Origin of the sequence: Streptomyces pratensis (assembly GCF_016804005.1) — a bacterium.
GTDB lineage: Bacteria > Actinomycetota > Actinomycetes > Streptomycetales > Streptomycetaceae > Streptomyces > Streptomyces pratensis_A.
On sequence record NZ_CP051486.1, the window covers coordinates 7,314,936 to 7,332,709 of the forward strand.

General features: G+C 71.2%; 13 protein-coding genes and 1 other RNA gene. 4 read left to right on the forward strand and 10 right to left on the reverse strand.

Annotation, left to right across the window (positions count from 1 at the left end; translation table 11 throughout):
• Nucleotides 1-127: 127 nt before the first annotated feature.
• Nucleotides 128-1,099 carry a LysR family transcriptional regulator gene (locus HED23_RS30695; RefSeq protein ID WP_203186585.1) on the reverse strand — a complete coding sequence of 324 codons (972 nt, stop codon included), beginning with the start codon at nt 1,097-1,099 and terminating at the stop codon, nt 128-130.
• 83 nt (nt 1,100-1,182) lie between these two features.
• Here HED23_RS30695 and HED23_RS30700 point away from each other — a divergent pair, with 83 nt between their 5' ends.
• On the forward strand, nt 1,183-2,388 hold the full coding sequence (locus HED23_RS30700) for an MFS transporter (RefSeq protein ID WP_203186586.1): 1,206 nt from the start codon (nt 1,183-1,185) through the stop codon (nt 2,386-2,388).
• An 82-nt stretch (nt 2,389-2,470) separates the two neighbouring features.
• On the opposite strand, the gene ssrA is transcribed toward HED23_RS30700, so the two are convergent.
• The 5 genes from ssrA to ftsE all read right to left on the reverse strand — a co-directional run bounded on the left by ssrA (nt 2,471) and on the right by ftsE (nt 6,388).
• Nucleotides 2,471-2,858, reverse strand: a transfer-messenger RNA (tmRNA) gene (ssrA, locus tag HED23_RS30705).
• Between the two features lie 121 nt (nt 2,859-2,979).
• The gene (gene smpB, locus HED23_RS30710) at nt 2,980-3,468 is read right to left on the reverse strand and encodes an SsrA-binding protein SmpB (protein WP_203186587.1); all 489 of its coding nucleotides are present in this window, start codon (nt 3,466-3,468) and stop codon (nt 2,980-2,982) included.
• Between the two features lie 18 nt (nt 3,469-3,486).
• Nucleotides 3,487-4,674 (reverse strand): S41 family peptidase, encoded by a 1,188-nt coding sequence (locus tag HED23_RS30715; RefSeq protein WP_203186588.1) that lies wholly within the window; start codon nt 4,672-4,674, stop codon nt 3,487-3,489.
• 68 nt (nt 4,675-4,742) lie between these two features.
• Nucleotides 4,743-5,663, reverse strand: coding sequence for a permease-like cell division protein FtsX (gene ftsX / locus HED23_RS30720; RefSeq protein ID WP_203186589.1), 921 nt, complete (start codon nt 5,661-5,663; stop codon nt 4,743-4,745).
• Between the two features lie 35 nt (nt 5,664-5,698).
• The gene (ftsE, locus tag HED23_RS30725; protein ID WP_099172927.1) at nt 5,699-6,388 is read right to left on the reverse strand and encodes a cell division ATP-binding protein FtsE; all 690 of its coding nucleotides are present in this window, start codon (nt 6,386-6,388) and stop codon (nt 5,699-5,701) included.
• 258 nt (nt 6,389-6,646) lie between these two features.
• Between ftsE and HED23_RS30730 the strand changes: the two genes are divergently transcribed.
• Nucleotides 6,647-6,838 carry a hypothetical protein gene (locus tag HED23_RS30730; RefSeq protein ID WP_203186590.1) on the forward strand — a complete coding sequence of 64 codons (192 nt, stop codon included), beginning with the start codon at nt 6,647-6,649 and terminating at the stop codon, nt 6,836-6,838.
• 133 nt (nt 6,839-6,971) lie between these two features.
• On the opposite strand, the gene HED23_RS30735 is transcribed toward HED23_RS30730, so the two are convergent.
• The 4 genes from HED23_RS30735 to HED23_RS30750 form a co-directional block, all read right to left on the reverse strand.
• Nucleotides 6,972-7,832, reverse strand: coding sequence for an LPXTG cell wall anchor domain-containing protein (locus HED23_RS30735; protein ID WP_203186591.1), 861 nt, complete (start codon nt 7,830-7,832; stop codon nt 6,972-6,974).
• Nucleotides 7,833-8,188: 356 nt separating this feature from the next.
• On the reverse strand, nt 8,189-9,295 hold the full coding sequence (prfB, locus tag HED23_RS30740; protein ID WP_203186592.1) for a peptide chain release factor 2: 1,107 nt from the start codon (nt 9,293-9,295) through the stop codon (nt 8,189-8,191).
• Nucleotides 9,296-9,364: 69 nt separating this feature from the next.
• Nucleotides 9,365-10,603 (reverse strand): serine/threonine-protein kinase, encoded by a 1,239-nt coding sequence (locus tag HED23_RS30745; RefSeq protein WP_203186593.1) that lies wholly within the window; start codon nt 10,601-10,603, stop codon nt 9,365-9,367.
• Nucleotides 10,604-10,749: 146 nt separating this feature from the next.
• Nucleotides 10,750-12,396: a serine/threonine-protein kinase gene (locus tag HED23_RS30750; RefSeq protein ID WP_203186594.1), complete on the reverse strand. Its 1,647-nt coding sequence runs from the start codon at nt 12,394-12,396 to the stop codon at nt 10,750-10,752.
• Nucleotides 12,397-12,823: 427 nt separating this feature from the next.
• On the opposite strand from HED23_RS30750, the gene HED23_RS30755 reads away from it, so the two are divergent.
• On the forward strand, nt 12,824-16,159 hold the full coding sequence (locus HED23_RS30755) for an FHA domain-containing protein (RefSeq protein WP_203186595.1): 3,336 nt from the start codon (nt 12,824-12,826) through the stop codon (nt 16,157-16,159).
• A 248-nt stretch (nt 16,160-16,407) separates the two neighbouring features.
• Entirely contained in the window at nt 16,408-17,772 is a 1,365-nt protein-coding gene (locus tag HED23_RS30760; RefSeq protein ID WP_203186596.1) for an ABC transporter substrate-binding protein, read from the forward strand.
• Nucleotides 17,773-17,774: the final 2 nt, after the last annotated feature.

The following is a 17,774-nucleotide window of genomic DNA, read 5'->3' on the forward strand; positions in this document are numbered from 1 at the left end:
GAGGAATGACTGGAATCCTGCTGTCGGACCGGGCCCCCACCCCGTCCGCACACCACATGCCACCGTGCACCCGAACCCTGAATGTAGCGCACGCCGGCGACGCGCAGTGGGCGGTATCACCTGTTGTTCATGAACAGTGACCCATGAGTGACGCGTCGGCTTCAGGCAGCCAGGATGTGGGTGGCCTCACCATCCATCCTTCCCTTCCAGCGAGTTCGGTCACCGCGACCCGCAATGCGGTGAGCCCCGGGTGGTCGAACCCCTTGCGCCACACCATGAGCAGCGGAGAGAGCGGTACCGGCCGCACGAGCGGCCGCAACACCGTCCCCGGCAGCGGCGGAAAGCCCGAGACGGCCAGTACGGGGTTCCCCGTCTTCGCCATGACCCGCTGGAATTCGGCCACTCCGACCGCGAGCGGGGCAGGTGGGGCCAGGACGATGCCCCACTCCGCGAAGAGTGCGGATGCGAGATCCGTCCACTCGAGCGTGCGCGTATTGCCCGCCCCCGCGTAGACGGTCTCGCCGGTCAGATCACTCATGGCGACGTCCTGGCACCCCGCCAGAGGGTGATCGCGCGGCAGGAGAACGGCCATCGGCTCGTACCGCACGGGCTGCACGGAGAGCTGGGAGAGGACGGCGGGGCCGAGCCCGGCGGCGCGCCCGAAGGAGACGTCGAGCCGCCCGGCGAGCAACTCGCCCGCCGCCCAGGTGAGCCCGCTCTCGAAGCGCGCCATCAGCTCGCACTCCGGCGCGAGCTCCCGCGCGCGGGCCAGCACCCGGGCCGCAGTCATCCCGTCGGTGTTCAGATCGACGAGCAGCGGACGGTCCGCCGGATAGGCGAAGGCGGCCGAGAGCGCGGTGTGCGCGTCGAGCACCCGGCGGGCGTACGGCAGGAGACGCTCCCCGTCCGGGGTGAGCGAGACCTGCCGGGTGGTACGGAGGAAGAGCTCCCGGCGCAGCTCGCGCTCCAGCCGGCGGATGTCCCGGCTCAGCGCCTGCTGGGCGACGTAGAGCCGGGCGGCGGCACGGGTGAAGTGCAGCTCCTCGGCCACGGCGACGAAGGCGCGGAGGAGCCTGGGATCGATGTCGGGTACGGCCACCGGCCCAATTTACAACAGGAGTGCGTCAATGGCTCCGGATCAGGTGTTGGACGCCGTCCACCGCACGATCCCAGGGTGGACGCGTGTCCCATGAAACCGCCGTCCCGGCCCCCACCGCCACACCCGCCACAGCCCCCTCGAATCCGTACCTCCGGCTGCTCGCCACCCCGGGGGCGCGCGCGTTCACCGCGGGCAACCTCCTCGCCAGGCTGCCCATGGGGATGTTCAGCGTCAGCGCCGTCATCATGATCGCCGGGGCACACGGTTCCTACGCCCTGGCAGGGGCCGTCACCGCGACCGGGCTGGCCGCGACCGCCGTGGTGGCACCGTGGACGGCACGCCTCGTCGACCGGTACGGACAGGCCAGGATCGCTGTGCCCGCCACCGCGGTCGCCGTGCTCGGTTCGCTGGCCCTGGTGCTCTGCGTGCACTACGACGCTCCGGTCTGGACGCTGTTCGCCGCATACGCCGCGACGGCCACCACCCCGAACACCGGCGGTATGTCGCGGGCTCGCTGGGCCCATCTGCACCGCGGTGACGCAACGGCCCTGCACACGGCGAACTCCTTCGAGCAGGCCGCCGACGAGCTGTGCTTCATGCTCGGCCCGGTCATCGCTGCGTCCTTGTGCGGGACGCTCTTCCCCGAAGCCGGCACTCTCACCGGCGCGGCCCTGCTCATGACCGGCGTCCTGATCTTCGCCGCCCAGCGTGCGACCGAGCCACCGGTGACCCCCGGCACACGGGCACCCTCACCCCTGCGTACTCCGGGCGTGCCCGCCCTGCTCGCGGTGTTCCTCGCGACGGGGGCGGTGTTCGGAGCGATGGAGGTCGTCTCGATCGCCCACGCCGGAGGCGCGATCCTCGCACTCCAGGCCGCCGGCTCCTGCGTGGCCGGCCTGCTGTACGGCTCACTGCGTCCCGCCGCGCGCGTCGGGCGCAGGCTGCTGCTCTGCCTCTCCGGCATGACCGCGCTGATGTCCCTGCCTCTGATCGCCACGGCCACGACCGACTCGCTGCCCGTCCTGGCGGCCTGCCTGCTGCTGGCGGGGGCCGCCACCGCGCCCACCATGGTCACGGGCATGACCCTGATCCAGCGGCTCACCCCGCAGGCGCAGCTCAACGAGGGCATGACGCTCGCGGTCACCGCGCTGCTGGGAGGCATAGCGGCGGGCTCGGCGGGGGGCGGCTGGATGGTGGAGCACGCCGGCACGGCGACCGGGTACGCGGTGCCGATGTGCGCTGCCGCCCTCGCCCTGGCCGTCGCGGCTGTGGGAACGCGCAAGGCCTGACCGGATTCCGGAAGAGCACGCGCGCAGAACAAAAACGAGGACCCCGCTGCCAGGGGCAACGGGGTCCTCGTTCACATGGGAATTGTGGAGATGGCGGGAATCGAACCCGCGTCCAACGGTGCGGAACCAGGGCTTCTCCGAGTGCAGTTCGCTACGCTTTTCTCGGCCCCGGAGGTCACGCGAACAAGCCTCCGACAGGCCCAGCCACTGTTTGATTTCCTTCTAGGCCCCGTGGCCGGGCCTAGAAGTTTAGATCCCTAGTTGATGCCAGGATCCGGGTCGGGATCACCCCCGGGCTGACACTCCGCAGAGTCTTCGCTTAGCTGCTAATTAGGCAGCGAGGGCGAAGGCGGAGGAATCGCGCTTGGAATTGGCGATTATTGTTTGCGACATATGGTTTACGAGATCATTGCCGCTTCCTCGACTCGCTTCCCCTGCTTCGACATCCGCTGTCGAAACCGATCATCCCCATGTTGATTTTTCAAAACGCGCACCTTCTGTGAGGTGCACGGCCCATCGTACGTGACCAACGCACGCGGATGCCACTGTATTCCGGCGGCTCCGGGGCACGGACCCCGGACCGGGTGGCGGCTACGCGCTGCGCTGTCGCCGGCGGGCCGCCGAGATCGCGCGGTTCGTCTCGCGGGTGTCCTGCTTCTCGCGCAGCGTCTGACGCTTGTCGTACTCCTTCTTGCCCTTCGCGAGCGCGATCTCGACCTTGACGCGGCCGTCCTTGAAGTACAGCGCGAGCGGCACGATCGTGTGGCCGGTCTCCTGCGACTTGGACTGGAGCTTGTCGATCTCGGCCCGGTGCAGGAGCAGCTTGCGCTTGCGCTTGGCCGAGTGGTTGGTCCAGGTGCCCTGCACGTACTCCGGGACGTGGATGTTGTGCAGCCACGCCTCCCCGTCGTCGATCTGGACGAAGCCGTCGACCAGCGACGCCCTGCCCATCCGCAGCGACTTGACCTCCGTACCCATCAGCACGAGACCGCACTCATAGGTGTCGAGGACGTGGTAGTCGTGCCGCGCCTTCTTGTTCTGCGCAATCATCTTGCGCCCGGTGTCTTTTTCCTTGGCCATAGTGCGGTCATTTTCGCACTACGACCCACCCCCGAGGCCACTCAATACCGTCTCGCCCCGCTGCTGGGCCTCCGGACCGGCCCCGACGTCCGGCGTGATGCCGCTTCCCTCGACGTTGCGGCCCGCCGGAGTGCGGTAGTGCCCGACGGTCAGCTCGGCCACCGATCCGCCCGGGAGCTTGCTGGGCATCTGCACCGCCCCCTTGCCGAAGGTCCGCGATCCGACGGTCACGGCCCTCCCCCGGTCCTGCAGCGCACCGGTCAGCAGCTCGGCGGCGCTCATCGTGCCGCCGTCCACCAGCACGACCACGGGCCGGTCGGTGTCCCCGCCCGGCTCGGCGTAGAGGGCGCGCTCCTCTCCGTGCACGTCGTAGGTGGCGACGAGCCCGCCGTCCAGGAACGCGGAGGACGCGGTGACGGCCTCGGTGACCAGCCCTCCCGCGTTGGCCCGGAGGTCGAGGAGGATCCCGGCGTCCCCGGGCGCCTCGTCCACGGCGTCGCGGACGGCGGTACCGGCACCCTTGGTGAACGCGGCGACCTTGATCAGCACGGCGGAGGAAGGACCGTGGCCCAGACGCCGGACGCTCACAGGCTCCGTGCTGAGCCGGGACCTGCGCATGGTCGTGGTCCAGGAGTGTCCGCCGCGACTCAGTCCGAGGACCACGGAGGAGCCCTCGGCCGCCTTCGTCCGGTCCCCGCGCAGCATCGCGACCACCTCGGCGACGGGCCGCTTCCCGACCGGACGGCCGTCCACGGTGTGCAGCAGGTCACCCTTGCGCACGCCTGCGCGGTCCGCCGGCCCCCCGGGCTGGACCCCGGACACGGTGACCTCGCCGCGGGCCGAACGGCGGGCGGAGATCCCCACCCCGGTGTACGAACCGTCGAGCGCCTGCTCGAACTCCTCGAACTCCCGCTCGTCGTACACCGCGCCCCAGCGGTCCCCGCTGCGGCTCACGACCTCTTCGGCGGCGTCCGTACCGGACTTCCCGTCGGCCTCCGCCTCGGCGGCCGCGTCCGCGATCTCCTCACGGTCCACCGGGCCGGCGTCGGAGGAGACCGCACGTGTCCTTATCTCCGTACCCGCGTCGTCCTCACGGGGCAGTGACCCGGTGGCCGCGGCGGTGGCCAGCACGCTCGCGAAGACCAGCGTCAGGGCCGCCCCGCGGTAGATACCGCGGGGTTTCAAATGGTACGTATGGCCCGTCATGCGGCCGAGTGTAGGACAACGCCCCGTCCGCACACGGCTCGTTGGCCGCATGCGGGACGGGGCGATCGTCACACCTTGAGGTACTTGCGCAACGCGAACAGAGCGGCGACGGCGGGCATCAGCAATCCGATCGCGATGACGAGCGGAAGCTTCGTGAGCACCGCTTCCCAGCCGATGAAGTCGATCAGGTTCAGCTTCTCCTGGAGCGCGAGACCGGCGTCGATCAGGAAGTACCTGGCGGCTATCAGGATCACGCAGGCGAGCAGTCCGCCGATCAGGCCGGCGAACGCGGCCTCCATGATGAACGGCATCTGGATGTAGAAGCCCGAGGCCCCCACCAGCCGCATGATCCCCGTCTCCCGTCTCCGGCTGAACGCCGAGACGCGGACGGTGTTGACGATCAGCATCAGCGCGATGACCAGCATCAGCCCCATCAGGAAGATCGCGGCCACGTTCATGCCGTTCATCAGCCCGAAGAGGTTGTCCAGGATGCTCCGCTGGTCCTGGACGGACTGCACCCCGTCACGGCCCGCGAAGGCCGTCGCGACCACCTTGTACTTCGTCGGGTCCTTCAGCTTGACCCGGAACGACTCCTGCATCTGGTCCGGCGTGATGTTGCCGGCCATCGGCGAGTCGCCGAACTGCTCCTGGTAGTGCTTGTACGCCTCGTCGACCGTCTCGAAGAGGACCGGCTTCTCGACGGCGTCCATCTTCTCGAGGTCGGCCTTGATCTCCTTCTTCTGCTCCGCCGTGACGGCGCCCTTGGCGCACTTGGGCACGTCCTTGGCGTCGTTCTTGTTGCAGAGGAAGATCGAGACGTTGACCTTGTCGTACCAGTAGGTCTTCATCGAGCTGACCTGCTCGCGCATCAACAGCGCGCCGCCGAACAGGGCGAGCGAGAGGGCGACGGAGACCACGACCGCGAAGGTCATCGTGAGGTTACGACGAAGACCGACGCCGATCTCCGACAGGACGAACTGGGCGCGCATGGCGTCCTTTCAGTACTCGATGCTCGTGCAGAGGCTCAGTGCTGGTAGCCGTAGACGCCGCGCGCCTGGTCACGTACGAGACGGCCCTGCTCGAGCTCGATGACGCGTTTGCGCATCTGGTCGACGATGTTCTGGTCGTGGGTCGCCATGATCACGGTGGTGCCGGTCCGGTTGATCCGGTCCAGCAGCTTCATGATGCCCACGGAGGTCTGCGGGTCGAGGTTGCCGGTCGGCTCGTCCGCGATCAGCAGCATGGGCCGGTTGACGAACGCCCGCGCGATCGCGACGCGTTGCTGCTCACCGCCGGAGAGCTCGCCGGGCATCCGGTCCTCCTTGCCCCCGAGACCCACGAGGTCGAGGACCTGCGGCACGGCCTTGCGGATCTCGCCGCGGGGCTTGCCGATGACCTCCTGCGCGAAGGCCACGTTCTGCGCGACGGTCTTGTTGGGGAGGAGGCGGAAGTCCTGGAAGACCGTGCCCAGCTGGCGGCGCATCTGCGGCACCTTCCAGTTGGACAGCCGCGCGAGGTCCTTGCCGAGCACGTGGACCATGCCCTGACTGGCGCGCTCCTCCCGGAGGATGAGCCGCATGAAGGTGGACTTGCCGGAGCCGGAGGAGCCCACCAGGAAGACGAACTCGCCCTTCTCGATGTCGAGTGAGACGTCCCGGAGAGCTGGACGGCTCTGCTTCGGGTAGGTCTTGGAGACGTTGTCGAATCGGATCACGGATGCACCACGGTCGGCCGGGGGTAGGTGAGCGTGACCATACGCGAAGCCGGTGAGCGCGTGCAGTCGGCGTCCGGCGATGAGGGATTTGTGACGGAAAGCGGCATGGAACGAAACGGACGGGCCGGACCTTGTCCGGCGGGCCGCGCCGAAATGGGTTCGAGCTGGCACAGTGGTAGGGGGAACGGTTGCGTTTCCCTGAGCGTTGTGCGGAGAGAACGTGAATGCGGCTCCCGCCGCGCGGGAGGAGGACTGCGCATGACCTATGACCGACTGGTGTGCGCGAACTGCGCGGCGCCTGTGAACGAGGGCCGTTGCCGTGTGTGCCGGGCGAGCCGGGAGCGCATGCAGGAGGAGGGGCCGTTCGCGGGGCTCAACCCGGCGATGCTGATAGCGCTGATGGTGATCCTGGTGGCCGCTCTGGCTCTGCTGGCACACCAGGCCATCTGAGCCGGAGGCCAGACCCCGCCGCCGGGCGGGCCCGAAGACGTGCGCGTGCGGCCGCAGGAGCGGTCGCGATACGCGAAGGGGCCCGGGAGACCATGTCGGCTCTCCCGGGCCCTTCAGCGTGCGCTCAGGGACGTCAGGCGGCAGTACGCCCGCCGCCGGCCAGGCGCGGCAGGATGCGGAAGCCGATGCCACCGGCGATCATCGTCGCGGCGCCGACCAGCAGGAACGTGGTCTCGGCCGCACCGGTCTCGGCGAGCTCGTCCTTGCCCTTGCTCTGCTCGACCGGCTGGTTGCCGACACTGTCGGTGTCGGTGTTGTCATCGGCGTCCGGGTAGGACGGGTCCGGCGAACCGGTGGATCCGCCGTCAGTGGACCCACCGTCCGTGGACCCACCGTCCGTGGACCCGCCGTCCGTGGACCCGCCATCAGTGGAGCCACCGTCCGTGGACCCGCCATCAGTGGAGCCACCGTCCGTGGCACCACCGTCGGTCGCGCCGCCGTCCGTGGCACCACCGTCGGTCGCGCCACCGTCCGTGGCACCACCATCGGTCGCACCACCATCGGTCGAACCACCGTCGGTCGCGCCACCGTCCGTCGCACCACCGTCGGTCGCGCCACCGTCCGTCGCGCCACCATCGGTCGAACCACCGTCAGTCGCGCCACCGTCCGTCGCGCCACCATCGGTCGAACCACCGTCAGTCGCGCCACCGTCCGTCGCACCACCATCGGTCGCGCCACCGTCCGTGGCACCACCGTCGGTCGCACCACCGTCGACACCGCTGTCGCCGCCGCCGTCAACACCGCCGGCACCACTGTCGCCGTCTTCGGTCCCGAGCTGGATGCTGACGTCTGCGCTGGCATCCTCGCTGTCGAGGCCGATGCCGATGCCGATACCCGCAGCCTGTGCGGCACCCGCCGCCGTGAGCGAAGCACCTGCGGCGATAACCGCGCCCGCGGCTATACGCGCGACGCGGATTCGCGTCTTCTTCGTCATCTGTTGCTACCCCCAGTAGCTGATCTCGTCGATGGAGCAGCCATATGCGGTCCACGGCCCTGCGGGGTCACACTCTCTGCAGGGCCACGCCGTACCGTGGTCATCCCGCCCGCCCCCGATCACACCTGTCCCAGACATACGCGTGCTGCTCTAGCACCCTGTCCAGAGTTAAGGACTACGTCAAGGACGTTCCAGGGGCATACAGGCCGCTATGGGGGATCTTGACGGCTATTCGGAAGCACGACTGTGACCCATTCGCCACATCTTCCCCTCAACCGCCCCGCACCCTCGGCGAGGTGAAAAGCGAGCGGCCCGGACAGGAATCCTGTCCGGGCCCAAAAGCCTTACTTCTGGCGCTACTTCTCGCTCTGCTTGCGCCAGCGGATGCCGGCCTCGACGAAACCGTCGATCTCGCCGTTGAAGACCGCTTCCGGGTTGCCCATCTCGAACTCCGTACGCAGGTCCTTGACCATCTGGTACGGGTGCAGGACGTACGAACGCATCTGGTTGCCCCAGGAGTTCCCACCGTCGCCCTTGAGCGCGTTCATCCTCGCCTGCTCCTCCTGGCGGCGGCGCTCGAGGAGCTTCGCCTGGAGCACGTTCATCGCGGACGCCTTGTTCTGGATCTGCGAGCGCTCGTTCTGGCAGGAGACGACGATGCCGGTGGGCAGGTGGGTCAGACGCACCGCGGAGTCCGTGGTGTTGACCCCCTGGCCGCCGGGGCCCGAGGAGCGGTACACATCCACGCGCAGCTCGGACTCGTCGATCTCGATGTGGTCGGTCTGCTCGACCACCGGCAGCACCTCGACACCCGCGAAGGACGTCTGACGGCGGCCCTGGTTGTCGAACGGCGAGATCCGCACGAGGCGGTGCGTGCCCTGCTCGACGGAGAGCGTGCCGTAGGCGTACGGCACCTCCACCGCGAAGGTGGTCGACTTGATGCCGGCCTCTTCGGCGTACGCGGTCTCGTAGACCTCGGTCTTGTAGTTGTGCCGCTCGGCCCAGCGGAGGTACATGCGCTGGAGCTTCTCGGCGAAGTCCGCGGCGTCGACGCCACCCGCCTCGGCCCGGATGGTGACCAGGGCCTCGCGCGCGTCGTACTCGCCGGAGAGGAGGGTGCGGACCTCCATCTCGTCCAGCGCCTTCCTGACGGACGCCAGCTCGGTCTCCGCCTCCGCGAGGGCATCGGCGTCGCCCTCGTCCTCGGCGAGCTCGAACATGATGCCGAGATCGTCGATACGGCTCCGCAGGGCCTCGGCCTTGCGGACCTCGGCCTGGAGGTGCGAAAGCTTGCTGGTGATCTTCTGCGCCGCCTCCGGGTCGTCCCAGAGTGACGGCGCCGCCGCCTGCTCCTCGAGCGCGGCGATGTCGGCCCTCAGCGCATCCAGGTCCAGGACGGCCTCGATCGACCCCATGGTCGAGGAGAGGGACTTCAGCTCTTCGGAAATATCGACGACTGCCACGGGTCCAGCGTAACGGGTGGGCGGGTGAACCTGTCCCTCCCCCGGATCCCGGCCGCTCCCGGGCGCCCCTCAGGGTGCCGAAGGCGCCGAATTCCGCGTGTCCTCGGGGGCCGCTCCCGGGTCGTCACCGCTGGTGGCGAGCCAGCCGCCCACTCCTATCGCCGTGCACAGGGCCACTGCGGCGAGGCCCAGGGTGATCCGGCGCTTACGCACGGCCGCCGCCCTGTTGCGGGCCGAGCCCGGCCGTGGCCTGCCGGGCGCGCGCGGGGCTCGGGCCGTGCCGAGGGGGCCGCCGGAGAGCTCGTCGGGGGCGGGGACCCGCATGCTCGTATGGGTGTCCCGGTTGGAGTCCGGGGAGGAACCCGGCACCAGCGGGACCGCGCCTCGGCGGCGGGGCTCATCGGGGGCGGGGGTGTACTGCTGCTCGTCGTACGGCTGCGGTTCGGTCTCGTTGTCCGGCTCGTCGACGTCGAGCGGGGGTATTCCGGACAGGAGCGGCAGCAGCTCCCGCAGCCGTGCCGCGAGCTCGGAGGCACGCAGCCGGGAGGCCGGGGCCTTGGCCAGGCACTGGACCAGGAGCTGCCAGAGCTCCTCGGGGATGCCGGGGAGCGGGACGACCGTCTCGGTCACGTGGCGGCGCAGGACGGCCCCGGGGTGGCCGCCTCCGAAGGGGGTGAAGCCGGCGAGGAGCTCGTAGAGCACGGTCGCGAGGGCGTAGATGTCCACGGCGGCCCGCGGCGGGAGCCCCTCGACGATCTCGGGGGCCAGGTAGTCCGGCGTTCCGATGATCTTCGTGGCCTTGGTGCGGCGCGGGGTGTCGATCAGCTTGGCCACGCCGAAGTCGGTGAGCAGCGCCGGGTGCGAACCGCCGGGTCCGAGCGGACCCTCCATGTCGAGCAGGATGTTCTCGGGCTTGACGTCCCGGTGGACCACTCCGGCGCGGTGCGCTGCCGCGAGGCCGTCGGCGACGTCCGCGATGACCGCCGCGGCGGCCTCGGGGGCCAGGCGGCGCTCCCGGTCCAGACGGGTGCGCAGGTCGGTGCCGCGCACGAGGTCCATCACCAGTGCCAGGTCGGTGCCGTCCACCACGAGGTCACGGACCGCGACGATGTTGGGATGGCCGAGCCCGAGCAGCGCGGTGCGTTCCTGTACGAAGCGGCCCACGAGCTCCTGGTCGGACGCGAGGTCCTCGCGGAGCAGCTTGATGGCGACCGGGCCCTCGGGCCCCTCGCCGAGCCACACCGTGCCGGCGCTGCCGCGCCCCAGGATCTGGTGGGCGGTGTACCGGCTGCCGATATTCCGTGCCAAGACTGCTCCCTCAGCGGCTGGCGTTGACCCCCGGTCGACAAAGTTACGCGGCGAACGGGGTGTTGCGTGCCCGGGATGGCGCCAACCTTCACTTCTGCGGGCGAATTGGGCCCGCAGAAGTCGACAAAGACACAGATTGTTGACCGTTACTGGCCGGTCGTGCCACCGGAACTGCTCTCGCCGAGCTCCTTGAACCAGTCGGTGACATTGCCGATGCCGTCCCCTATGGCGTCCCAGAAGCTCTGCCCCTGGGCGATCCAGTCCTGAAGCGGGGTCAGCTCCCAGATGAGCCAGGCGGCCACGACCAGCAGCACCACCGAGAAGAGGCACCCCTTGAGGCAGCCGAGGCCCGGGATGCGCATCGGGTTGGCGCTGCGCTGCCTGGGCTGGCGCGGTGCCGGCGGCTGGGGCGCGGGCTGCTGCGGAGGCGCGTACTGCTGCCGCTGCTGCTGCGGGGGGCGCTGCTGCTGCGGCTGCCTCTGCGGCTGGTAGTGCTGGGGCTGCTGCTGCGGCTGGGCACGCTGAGGCTGCTGCTGATACTGCTGGGCGCGCTGGGGCTGCTGGTCCTGCGGCGGCTGCTGACGCTGGGGGCGACGGCGCAGGGGGTCCTGGCCCGGGTCGAGGTACTGGACCTGCGTCTGCTCGTTCCGGTCCCGGGCGGCCCGGAGCTGCGACTGCCAGGGGTGCGGCTCGTCCGGCCGCGGGGGGCCGTCGGGGCGCGGCGGTACGGGCGGCATCATCGCCGTCGGGTCGGCCTGGCCGCCCCCGCCCGGGGTCTGCTGCATCACGCTGGTCGGGGCCGCCGGGTCGTACGAACCCGCGTTGCTCGGCAGCACCTGGGTCGGGTCGGCCGCGCCCGGGGTGTCCGGGACGGCGGCGGGCGCCGGGTCGGGGGCGAGCAGGGCGCCCACGCCCTCGGCGGCCGCGATCTGCGCGGAGTTCGCGTGCACGCCGATGCCCGCGCCGACGGTACGCAGCGCGCGGGCCAGGTTCACCGCGCTGGGCCGCTGGTCCGGGTCCTTGCGCAGGCAGCGCTCGATGACCGTCCACAGCGGCTCCGGCACCGTGCTGGGACGGCGGGGCTCCTCGCTGAGATGCCGGTGCAGGACCTCGAGCGCGGTGCCGCCGGCGAACGGCGGGCGGCCGGTGACCAGCTCGTACAGCAGGATGCCCGCGCCGTAGATGTCCACGGCCGAGGTCTGTGGACGGCCCTCGGCGGACTCCGGCGCCACGTAGGCGGGCGTGCCGACGAACTCATGGGTCCGGGTCAGCCCCGGGGAGTCCGCGAGGCGCGCGATACCGAAGTCGGTGAGCATCGGGCGCATCTCGCCGTTGCTCTCGTCGAGCAGCACGTTGGCCGGCTTCAGGTCACGGTGCACGACGCCGTCGGCGTGGCTCGCGGCCAGCGCGTCCGCGATCTGCGCGGTGAGCAGTGCGGCGGCGACCGGGGTGAGCGGACCGTTCTCACGGAGATAGCGGTGCAGGTCGGGGCCGTCGATCAGATCCATCACCAGGGCGAGGAGATCGCCCTCGACGACGAGGTCCCGGGTGCGCACGATGTTCGCGTGGGTGAGCCGCAGCAGCACAGAGCGCTCGCGCAGGAACCGCATGACGACGTCCGCGTCGTTCGCGAGCTCCTCCTTGAGCACCTTGATCGCAACGGTCTCGCCGGGCTGCCCGGCGACGGCCGCCTCGGCGCCCGCGGTCTCCCGCTGGCGGGCTCGCCAGACGGTGCCCGTGGCGCCGCGTCCGAGCGGCTCCTCGAGCAGGTACTTGCTGCCTACCGGCCGCACGTCATGCGCTCCCTGCTGATCGTTGTGCTTGCGGTCCCCCCGGCCCGCCCGGATGTTCCGGCCCACTCTAGTGCCGCCGTACGGGGCACCGGTCGGTCGTCCTCAGGTCGCGTTCCCGCTGTGGAGACGGGGGAGGGGGAAGACGCAGCCACGGAAGAGTTGGTTGCCGAACGAGTGTGCAGCACCTACCCGGCAGGACCAAGCAGGCACTTTTGCACCCACACTCGGCCATTCAAGATCACTAAGCGGCCACCCCCGGGCGTGTTGTCGGTGTCAGGTGCGAGGATGCCTCCAGCACGGAACTGTGAGGTCGGGAGCCTCACTCACCGTGACGACCTGTACCGGACGACGCGTCCGTGCCGGGTGGGGGGAATCACAGGGCATTTCCCCTGCCGGGCACCCCGCGCAGAAGGGACCGCTGACGGCGATGCAGATCCGGCTGACCGTCCTCGCGCCGCACAGCGGCCAGACCCCGGCGCGCGCCTGCGACGTGCTCGTGACCGCGCCCGCCGGGACGGCTCTCGCAGCCGTCGCCTCCGGCCTGGCCGCGGCGGTCTCCGGCCCGGAGGGCTCCTTGGGCGGTGGCGCCACCGTGCTGTACGCCGGGCGCGAGCGGCTCGATCCGCAGCGCTGCGCCCTCGGCGAGCCGCCCCTTGTGGACGGCGCGGTGCTCTCGCTACAGGTACCGGGCGACGACGAGGCGACCGACGACGCCGTTCCGGCACGGCTGCATGTGATCGCCGGGCCGGATGCCGGCGGGGTCCACCTGCTGCACGGAGGACAGATCCGGATCGGCCGCTCCGCGGAGGCGGACGTACCGCTGGACGACCCCGACGTCTCTCGGCTGCACTGCGCCGTGACGGTCTCCGACGACGGCCGGGTGTCCGTCGCCGATCTGGGCTCCACCAACGGCACCTCCCTGGACGGTACGGACATCGACGACCGCCCGGTCCGGCTGGTCCCGGGCGCCCTGCTCCGGCTCGGTGAGTCCACGCTCCGGCTCACGCCCGGCACCCGGACGCCCACGCTGGCCACGGCGCCGGACGGCGAGGGACACCTGCGGGTGGCCCGCGCGGAGGCGGCAGCCGGCGTCCCGGCGGCCGCAGAGCCCGATCCGGGCCCGGCCGACAGCGGACACCACGGCCACGCCTACGGCACCGCCTCCGCCGGACAGGGCACCCACGACGCCTACGCCGACGGCCCGTCCGGCCACGACGCATACCAAGGCGAACCCTTTCCGCAGCTCACCCACGGCCGCGGTTCCGTGCTCGCCCAAGGCGAGGCCCCCCGACGCGGCGGCATAGGCGCCTGGGCCCGGCGGCTCAAGGGCGGCAAGGGGGAGCAGGCGCACGCGTCGCCGAGCGGTGACTCACCGGCGGCCGGGCAGGAATCCGCGTCCGCCCCGCACGCCCCCTCCGCACCCCTTCACTCCCCCTCCGCCCCCGCCGGTACCTGGCCGGACCCCGCGACCGTGCTCCTCACCGCGCTCGGCCCCGGCCCCCGCCTGTGGGAGCGGGACACCACGCACCCCGAGGCCCTGGTCGTACGGCTCGGGACGACGGAGCGGGCCGATCTGCCCGCCGTGCCGGTCACCGTCGGTCTTCGGGAGGCCGGCTCGCTCGGGCTCGCGGGCCCCCGGGCCCGGCTGTCCGGGCTCGCCCGCTCGACGGTGGCGCAGCTCGCCGCGCTGCACTCCCCGTTCGACCTGGAGATCGTGCTGATCAGCACGGACCGGGCCCGGAGCCTGGAGGAGCGGCGCCGCGAGTGGTCATGGCTCGGCTGGCTGCCCCATCTGCGTCCCATGCACGGCCAGGACTGCCGCCTCCTCCTCGCGTACGACCGTGAGCAGGCGGGCGCCCGCGCGGCGGAGCTGGTCCGCCGCATGGAGGACGGGCCGCTGGGGCCCGGCTGGGCGAGCGCCGACCGGCAGTCCGTGGCCGACGCGGCCCGCCGGCACACCGGGCCGTACACCGTGGTGGTGGTGGACGGCGATCCAGGCTCCTCGGCCCTGCGCGGGACCACGGCGGGGCTGGCCGGCGCCGGAGCCGCGAGCGGGATCCATCTGATCTGTCTGGCCGAGACCCCGGCCGCCTCCCCGACGTCACCGGTCGCCGCGACCTACGACACGGCGTGCCGGGCCTCGATCGCGTTCCGCGAGTGCGGGGCGGTCGCCATGCTGAGCGGCGATGTGGCGACGGCGCTGCGACTGCTGCGCACCGCCGGCGGCCAGGCGGCGGGCCACGGCACCGTCGCCGCCGTGGACGCCGTGTCGGCGGCCTGGGCCGAGAGGTTCGGGCGCGCCCTCGCCCCGTTGCGGGACGAGGGCTCGGCCCCACTGCCCGGCCGGCCCATGGCTGCGGCCCTGCCTCCGTCCGCCCGTCTGCTGGACGAGCTGGGCCTCGCCAGAGCCACCCCGGCCTCACTGATGGCCCGCTGGGCGTCCACGGCCGAGGACCAGCCGGGTGCGTCGGTGCGCACGTCCGCGCCCGTCGCGGGGGACCTGGACTCGACGACTTCCGGCCGCACGCTGAGCACCGGGCCCCGGGTGGGCGCACAGCGCGAGTCCCCCGACTCGGGGCGCACCCCCTTCCGGGGCGGCGGACCGACCAGCTCGGGCTCGGGCAGTTCCCCGTACGCCCCGGCGGCCGGGAGCGGCTCCCCCCGGATCGGGTCCCAGAGGCGCGACAGCGGAAGCACGGACGCCGGGCCCACGGGCGCGTCCTCCGGATACGCGGGACGACCCGTGCTCGTGCTCGGGGCCGGACCACGAGGCCCCCTCTCCGTCGATCTGGCCGACGAGGGCCCCCATCTGCTGATCGAAGGACCCGCGGGCAGCGGCCGTACGGAGCTTCTGCGCGCCGTCGCCGCCTCCCTGGCCTCGGCCGCCCGCCCCGACCGGCTGGGCATCCTCCTGATCGACGGGGCGGGCGGTGAGCACGGGGAGCGCGGCGAAGGGCTGCGCCCCTGCACGGAGCTCCCGCACGTCTTCACACACCTGGTGGCCTCCGATCCCGTACGGATGCGGGAGTTCGCCCAGGCGCTGGGCGGCGAGCTGAAGCGCCGGGCGGAGCTGCTCGGCACGCTGGACTTCACCGAATGGCACGCGCGGTACGAGGAATCACAGGGGCTCACCGGCCGTCGCCCCGGCGCAGCCGAGCAGCGCGGGGACCTCGAATCGCCGGCCAGCGGCACCCTGCGGCTGCGGCCCGCGGCGGCCCGTCCGGTAAATCCCGGACCGTCCCCCCTTCCCCGGCTGGTCGTCCTGGCCGACGACTTCGACGCCCTGGTCGCCCCGGCGCTCGGCAGCCCCGGCCGCCCGTCGGCCGGGTCCGTCGTCCGGGTGCTGGAGGCCGTGGCCAGGGACGGAGGGCGTCTCGGCGTACATCTGGTCGCCACTTCCGCCCGCCCGGACCGCACCGAGGACACGGAGCTGGCCCGGGGCGCGCGGCTGCGGATCGTGCTCGACCCGCCCGTCGTCCCCCCGTCCTCGGACGAAGCGGCGCCGGGCCGGGGACGGCTGGGGCATCCGGACGGCCGGGTGACGCCGTTCCAGGGCGGCCGGGTCACCGGCCGCATCCCGCGCACGGCGACCCTGCGCCCGACCGTCGTACCGCTGGAGTGGGAGCGGATGGGAGATCCGCCGACCCGTCGCCCGGTCCGCGAGCTGGGCAACGGACCCACGGACCTCGCCCTGCTGGCCAGTGCCCTCGAAAGAGCGGCCCGTTCGGTCAACGCCGAGCCGCTCCCCCCGCTGATTCCGTAGCGTCGCCGCCCCGGGCTCCGCTCTCCCGGCCGGCGCGCGCGGGCACCGGCTGCGTGCTGTCACGACGTCACGAGCCCATCACGATCACGTAGTTGACGTGGAGAGCGGTATTGCGGCTCCGGTGCGCCGGGCATAGGACTGTGCGCACGGACGATGTGAACCGCACGATGTGAGAAGTGACCGCCGCCGCAGGGTTCCACCGTCGGTGCGGTCCACGCTCACGCGCGCGCAGGAGAGACGGGGCAGGGATGCGCACAACCCTTCGAATGCGTAGGGCCGCACTGGTGTTCACCGCGATCGGGGCGCTGGCCCTCACCGGGTGCGGTGACGACGGCGGCAGCAAGGACAAGCCCGGCGACGACGCCGGCAAGGGCGAGGGAAGCGCGCCGAGCGTCACTCTGCCGAAGCTCGACGGCGAGAAGATATCGGTCGCCGCGGTCTGGACCGGGCCCGAGCAGGCCAACTTCACCAAGGTGCTGGACGAGTTCGAGGCGCGGACGGGCGCGACGGTCACCTTCGTCCCGGCGCAGGACCCGATCGTCAACTTCCTCGGTACGAAGATCGCGGGCGGCCAGCCCCCGGACGTCGCGATGATCCCGCAGGTGGGCGCGATCCAGCAGGCCGTCGCCAAGAAGTGGGCCAAGCCGGTGGGCGCGGAGGCGAAGGCCGAACTGACCAAGAACTACGCGAAGGTCTGGCAGGACCTCGGCGCGGTCGACGGCACGCAGTACGGCGTCTACTTCAAGGCCGCCAACAAGTCCCTGATCTGGTACAACACCAAGGCGTTCGAGAACGCGGGCGCGAGTGAGCCGAAGACCTGGAAGGACTTCCTGGCCACGGCCGAGACGGTCTCCGCCTCCGGTGTCACCCCCGTCTCGGTCGGCGGAGCGGACGGCTGGACGCTCACCGACTGGTTCGAGAACATCTACCTCTCCCAGGCCGGCCCGGAGAAGTACGACCAACTGGCCAAGCATGAGATCAAGTGGACGGACCCGTCCGTCAAGGACGCCCTGACCACACTCGCCGAACTCTTCGGCAAGCCGAGCCTGATCTCGGGTGGCGCCGACGGCGCGCTGCAGACCGAGTTCCCGGTGTCGGTCACCCAGACGTTCACCGGCGGCGACCAGCCCAAGGGCGCGATGGTCTTCGAGGGCGACTTCGTCTCCATCAACATCGCGCAGACCGAGGCGAAGATCGGTACGGACGCCAAGGTGTTCCCGTTCCCGGCGGTCGGCGCGGACTCCCCCGTGGTGACGGGCGGTGACGCGGCCGTGGCGCTCAAGGACAGCAAGGGCGCCCAGGCACTGCTGACCTGGCTCGCCTCGACGGACGCCGCGAGGATCTGGGCCGAGGCAGGCGGCTTCATCTCCCCCAACAAGGCACTGGACGCGGCCTCGTACCCGAACGACGTGCAGCGCAAGATCGCCGAGGCACTGATCGCCGCCGGTGACGACGTCAGGTTCGACATGTCCGACCAGGCCCCGCAGTCGTTCGGCGGGACGCCCGGCAAGGGTGAGTGGAAGACGCTCCAGGACTTCCTGAAGAACCCGAAGGACATCGCGGGGACTCAAGCGAAGCTGGAGTCCGACGCGGCCAAGGCGTACACGAGCTGACG

What these genes read in the sequence shown, in the direction of transcription:
- smpB (WP_203186587.1), bottom strand. Translation starts at nt 3,468, where the DNA reads ATGGCCAAGGAAAAAGACACCGGGCGCAAGATGATTGCGCAGAACAAG.
- HED23_RS30715 (WP_203186588.1), bottom strand. Translation starts at nt 4,674, where the DNA reads ATGACGGGCCATACGTACCATTTGAAACCCCGCGGTATCTACCGCGGG.
- ftsX (WP_203186589.1), bottom strand. Translation starts at nt 5,663, where the DNA reads ATGCGCGCCCAGTTCGTCCTGTCGGAGATCGGCGTCGGTCTTCGTCGT.
- HED23_RS30730 (WP_203186590.1), top strand. Translation starts at nt 6,647, where the DNA reads ATGACCTATGACCGACTGGTGTGCGCGAACTGCGCGGCGCCTGTGAAC.
- HED23_RS30735 (WP_203186591.1), bottom strand. Translation starts at nt 7,832, where the DNA reads ATGACGAAGAAGACGCGAATCCGCGTCGCGCGTATAGCCGCGGGCGCG.
- HED23_RS30755 (WP_203186595.1), top strand. Translation starts at nt 12,824, where the DNA reads ATGCAGATCCGGCTGACCGTCCTCGCGCCGCACAGCGGCCAGACCCCG.
- HED23_RS30760 (WP_203186596.1), top strand. Translation starts at nt 16,408, where the DNA reads ATGCGCACAACCCTTCGAATGCGTAGGGCCGCACTGGTGTTCACCGCG.